Origin of the sequence: Thermoactinomyces mirandus, assembly GCF_013868055.1 — a bacterium.
GTDB lineage: Bacteria > Bacillota > Bacilli > Thermoactinomycetales > Thermoactinomycetaceae > Thermoactinomyces > Thermoactinomyces mirandus.
Map to the genome: position 1 here is coordinate 1 of NZ_JACEOL010000008.1, position 4,990 is coordinate 4,990.

Sequence of the window (4,990 nt, forward strand, 5' to 3'; positions counted from 1 at the left end):
AAGGAGCTATTCCTGTAATCAAATAGGGGGCTGTTTGAAAAAGAAAAGTACCTCCTGCTAACATACGAGGTGTCGTCCCGTACGACCCTTAAATAGCTGAGGAGGTACCCAATATGGAGTATAAACAAAATCGTAAAATTGAGCAAATCAATGAATCAACTTTAATCGTAGGTGCAGACATTGCCAAACATAAACACTTTGCAAGGGCTGTGGACTTTCGTGGGATTGAATTAGGCAAGACCATTGCATTTAGCCAATCCCAATCCGGGTTTAACCAATTGCTTTTTTGGATCAAGTCCTTGATGAAACAGCACTCCAAACAGCAGGTGCTGTTTGGGATCGAACCAACAGGCCGTTACTGGTTTTGTTTAGCCGGGTTTCTCAAGAAACACGGCGTCAAACTGGTCATGGTTAACCCGATGCATGTTAAGAGGAGCAAAGAGCTGGACGACAATTCACCAACCAAAAATGATGTAAAAGACGCCTATGTTATTGCCAGGTTAGTTCAAGGTGGACGGTACTCCGAACCCCAGATTTCTGAAGGAGTCTATGCCGAACTTCGTATTGGTATGAACTTACGAGACCGTTTAACAAAAGATTTGGCGAGTGTTCAAGGGCGTATTCAAAATTGGTTGGATCGATTCTTCCCAGAGTTTCTTGACGTTTTTAAGAATTGGGAGGAAAAGCAGCACTTTTCTCTCTGCAACACTTTCCATTACCTTCAGATGTTCAAACAATGAATGTTGAAAAAATCGTCCAGGCGTGGAAGCAAGAAGTAAAACGGGCGGTAGGTGTGAAACGAGCTACACGGTTATTAGATGCTGCCAAGGTCTCTGTTGGCTTAACCACAGGCCTGTCTATGGCCCGAACAGAATTACAACTGCTTCTCCAGCAATATGAGTTATTACAGACACAAATAGATGAATTGATGGAACAACTCGAAGAGCTCGTTCTTCAAATCCCGGGATCAGCACAAATGCTAACGATTCCTGGTGTAGGATTTATCACTGTGGCAGGTTTTCTGTCGGAGGTCGGAGACCTCCAACGTTATGAACATTCCCGCCAAATCCAAAAGTTGGCAGGGTTGAGTCTGAAAGAAAATAGCTCAGGTAAGCGCAAGGGCAGAACCCGGATCACGAAAAGAGGTCGCCCACGCTTACGAGCATTACTGTTTCGATGCGCTTTGCCACTTGTAGCCAAAAATCCAGAGTTTAAAGCTCTTCATGCTTATTTTACAAAGCGTGCAAACAACCCATTGCATAGAAAGCGGTCATTAATTGCTTTATGTTGTAAGCTCATTCGTATTTTGTTTGTACTCGGACGCAAACAAATCCCCTATGATCCTGCAAAGCTACAAGAAGCTTTGCAATTACAGAAAGTAGCTTAACTTCACTTTTCTTGTTTTCTTCAAAAGGATGAAGCGCGGAGAAGCTGAGCTAATTGATTCCATTTGGGCATAGACCCTGCAAAGGAGCTTTTTCAGCCTCCACTCCAAGGCAGGTAGAACGAAGGAATTTAGGGACTTGGATCCTGTGAGACATGGGAGGGTAAACCCCTTGGGTCATTGTGGAGATCCACTAGCGCTCACATATTTTTACAAATAGAGGCTTGCCTCTATTTAAGTGAAGCCCTTAATTCCTTTTCTATATATCTATTCAAAATGTATCCGTTCTAAATGCTTGATTTATTTTTCAAAATTGGAGAAAACGAGAGATTGAGTGAGAAAAACTTAATTTATTGAGGGAGGGATTTATTTGCGGTTGAATCGGTTATTTTTTCTGTCAGCAACAACTGCTTTTTTGCTTTTGTTAACTGGCTGCATGTATCCGGATGATCAGCGAATGCAAATGGACATACTTCCGCAACAAGTGGCACAGGTGCAGGAAGCGGTTAATGCCTATTTCACGCAAAATAAAATTTTACCTTATACCTATACGGAGGAGAACCGGAAGCTGACCACCAAATATAAAGTAAATTTTAAGGAATTAAAAGGTTTTCTGGGAGAGACCCCTCCCGCTTCCTTTGATAAAGGCGGCTACTTTTTGTTTGTTCTGGTCGATGTGGAAAAAGACCCGACGGTTCGGCTGTTTGACCTGCGCGTCAATGATGCGGTTGGCAAGGTTGAGCCCGGTGTAAAAGAATATATTCAGCATCATCAGGCTTTGCCCCAAAAAGCACAGATTAACAAATACTTTTATACAATCGATTATGAAAAACTGGAACTGGAACCGGTAGAAATCCCCAATCCCTATTCGCATGAAAAGTTGCCGTTGATTATGGATCGGCAAGGAAAGGTTTATATTGACTACCGGACAGAAGTAATGAAAAAATGGCAGCAGGCTGACAGGAGGCCAGGAGCAGAGACAGACCTGAGAGTGTGGCTGGCAAAAGATTCATTATATGTGCCAGCCTTTTCTCCAATCATAAAAATGGAAGGAAATGAACCTCAATTGTTGCCTGTGGAAGAGTAAAGAGATTTTTCAACAAATGTATATCTGTTTTCTTTATGGAATAGAATGAATTACAAGCGTCCTGATTTCACGGCCAGGAGGTGATCTGATTTGGAAACCTTTTTGTTCCATTTGCTGGTGGTTCCCGGGATTTTTTTACTGGGACGATTATCCGGGTCGGTGAAAATATCCGGTTTTCGTGCCAAAGCCGTTTCCTCCAGGCAGAAAGATCGCTTGTCATCCCGGTCACAGTGAGAGCTTCTTTAAAAAAAGAGAGCTCTATTTTTTTTACCCAAAGATTCATATTGGCAAGACGCATTCATATATTAGTAGTGTCCAAGGAAGGTTCCGGGAGGGGAGGGGTTGCCTTCGCACCGGCGACAAGTCCAGAACAATGGGTTTGAGTTCTAGAGGAGGGAATTTCGTGGAAAAAGTAGATATCCTGAAAGATATTGCAGAGCGAACTGGAGGAGATATTTACCTGGGTGTGGTCGGTGCGGTGCGCACCGGTAAGTCAACATTTATCAAACGGTTTATGGAGCAGGTAGTCATTCCAAACATTGAAGATGAAGCCGAACGAGTCAGAGCTACCGATGAGTTACCGCATAGCGGCGCAGGGCGAACGATCACAACCATTGAGCCGAAATTTGTTCCCAACCAGGCAATTCAGGTTCATGTGGGTGAGGGCCTCGATGTCAATATCCGTTTAGTTGATTGCGTAGGATATGCCATTGAAGGCGCCCAGGGTTACGAGGACGAAAATGGTCCGCGAATGATTACCACCCCGTGGTTTGATGAGCCTATTCCGTTTCAGGAAGCGGCAGAGGTCGGGACACGGAAAGTCATCCAGGAACACTCGACGGTGGGGATCGTCGTTACTAGTGACGGCACCATAACGGATTTGCCGCGTGAAGCATACCAGGAAGTTGAAGAACGGGTTATCAGGGAAATGCAGGAAGTGGGCAAACCGTTTATCCTGGTGTTAAACTCCACGCAACCATACAGTGAACAGACACAGGCTTTGAAAGCCGAACTGATCGAAACTTACGATATTCCCGTTGTGGCCGTCAGTGTTGCCACTATGGGAGAAGAAGACATTCTGGGAATTATGAAGGAAGTGCTTTATGAATTTCCGGTCCATGAAGTTAATGTCAATTTGCCAAGCTGGGTGATGGTTCTTGAAGAAGATCACTGGCTCAGGCAAAGCTTCGAAAATTCCGTGCGTGAAACCGTAAAAGACATTAAACGCCTGCGGGACGTGGATCGGGTGGTCGGACAATTTTATCAATATGACTTTATTGACAAGGCAGCGCTGTCAGGTATGGATATGGGGCAAGGTGTGGCAGAAATTGATTTATATGCACCGGATGATCTGTATGATCAGGTTTTACAGGAAGTAGTCGGTGTTGAAATCCGGGGGCGCGATCATTTGCTGGAACTGATGCAGGAGCTTAGCATTGCCAAGCGGGAATACGACAGGGTAGCCGATGCCTTGAAGATGGTGCGCACCACCGGTTATGGTGTGGCAGCTCCTTCTTTGGAAGAAATGTCATTGGATGAACCGGAGTTGATCAAACAGGGAAGCCGATTCGGCGTGTGTCTGAAAGCAACGGCCCCGTCGATTCACATGATTCGGGTAAATGTGACGTCGGAATTTGCGCCTATTATCGGTTCCGAGAAGCAGAGCGAGGAATTGGTGAACTATCTCATGCGAGATTTTGAAAAAGATCCGTTAAGGATTTGGGAATCCGATATTTTTGGCCGTTCATTAAATTCCATTGTACGGGAAGGCATCCAGGCAAAGCTGTCCATGATGCCCGAAAACGCCCGATATAAGTTGCAGGAGACATTGGAGAGAATTATCAATGAAGGTTCAGGGGGATTAATTGCCATTATATTATAAATTCTGTGAAAAGCGCGTTTTTAGCGCTTTTTTTATTCATGCAGCGGAAAATCGCAATTATTCTCTTGAACTTCGGTATCTTATATAATAGTATAGGATTGTCCCACGCTAGCAGCACTCTTTCGATGTTTGTTCGAAGAGCAGTGGATTTGTATATGGAGGTGTGATTATGAACAAAACAGATCTGATCAATAAAGTAGCGGAAGCTACTCAAATGACCAAGAAAGATGCTTCAAAGTCTGTGGAAGCTGTATTGGAATCGATCGCCGAAGCATTGTGTAAAGGAGAAAAGGTTCAATTGATCGGCTTTGGTAACTTTGAAGTAAAGGATAAGCCTGAACGTAAAGGCCGCAATCCCCGTACTGGTGAGGAAATGATTATTCCGGCACGCAAAAGTGTTTCTTTTAAAGCAGGTAAACAATTGCGTGAAGAAGTTAATAAATAATTCCATTGATGCTGGGACTACATAATACCTGCAAAAAAAGCTCTTCCAAAGCGGTTAGTTTGATGACAACCCCAAGCTTTTTTCGCAAGAAAAGGGCTTGGGGTTGTATGTTTCGGGAGATAAACAAATTAAGGAAATTCAATTTATTAATTAGCCAGATCACAAAGCTTTTTCCTCTCTTCGAGAGGAGCA

The 4,990-nt window shown here is 43.9% G+C and carries 4 protein-coding genes and 1 pseudogene; all 5 read left to right on the forward strand.

Annotation, left to right across the window (positions count from 1 at the left end):
• Positions 1-113 precede the first annotated feature (113 nt).
• The 5 genes and pseudogenes from H2C83_RS02955 to hbs all read left to right on the forward strand — a co-directional run bounded on the left by H2C83_RS02955 (position 114) and on the right by hbs (position 4,798).
• Positions 114-1,387 (forward strand): annotated as a pseudogene (locus H2C83_RS02955) (IS110 family RNA-guided transposase).
• A 373-nt stretch (positions 1,388-1,760) separates the two neighbouring features.
• The gene (locus tag H2C83_RS02960; protein WP_181737618.1) at positions 1,761-2,471 is read left to right on the forward strand and encodes a YphF family lipoprotein; all 711 of its coding nucleotides are present in this window, start codon (positions 1,761-1,763) and stop codon (positions 2,469-2,471) included.
• Between the two features lie 90 nt (positions 2,472-2,561).
• Positions 2,562-2,705: a hypothetical protein gene (locus H2C83_RS02965; RefSeq protein WP_181737620.1), complete on the forward strand. Its 144-nt coding sequence runs from the start codon at positions 2,562-2,564 to the stop codon at positions 2,703-2,705.
• Positions 2,706-2,874: 169 nt separating this feature from the next.
• Entirely contained in the window at positions 2,875-4,353 is a 1,479-nt protein-coding gene (gene spoIVA / locus H2C83_RS02970; protein ID WP_181737622.1) for a stage IV sporulation protein A, read from the forward strand.
• Between the two features lie 169 nt (positions 4,354-4,522).
• The gene (gene hbs / locus H2C83_RS02975) at positions 4,523-4,798 is read left to right on the forward strand and encodes a non-specific DNA-binding protein Hbs (protein ID WP_181737624.1); all 276 of its coding nucleotides are present in this window, start codon (positions 4,523-4,525) and stop codon (positions 4,796-4,798) included.
• Positions 4,799-4,990 lie beyond the last annotated feature (192 nt).

Bases quoted from the DNA above. Each gene is read 5' to 3' on its own strand.
- hbs (WP_181737624.1), top strand. From the start codon at position 4,523: ATGAACAAAACAGATCTGATCAATAAAGTAGCGGAAGCTACTCAAATG.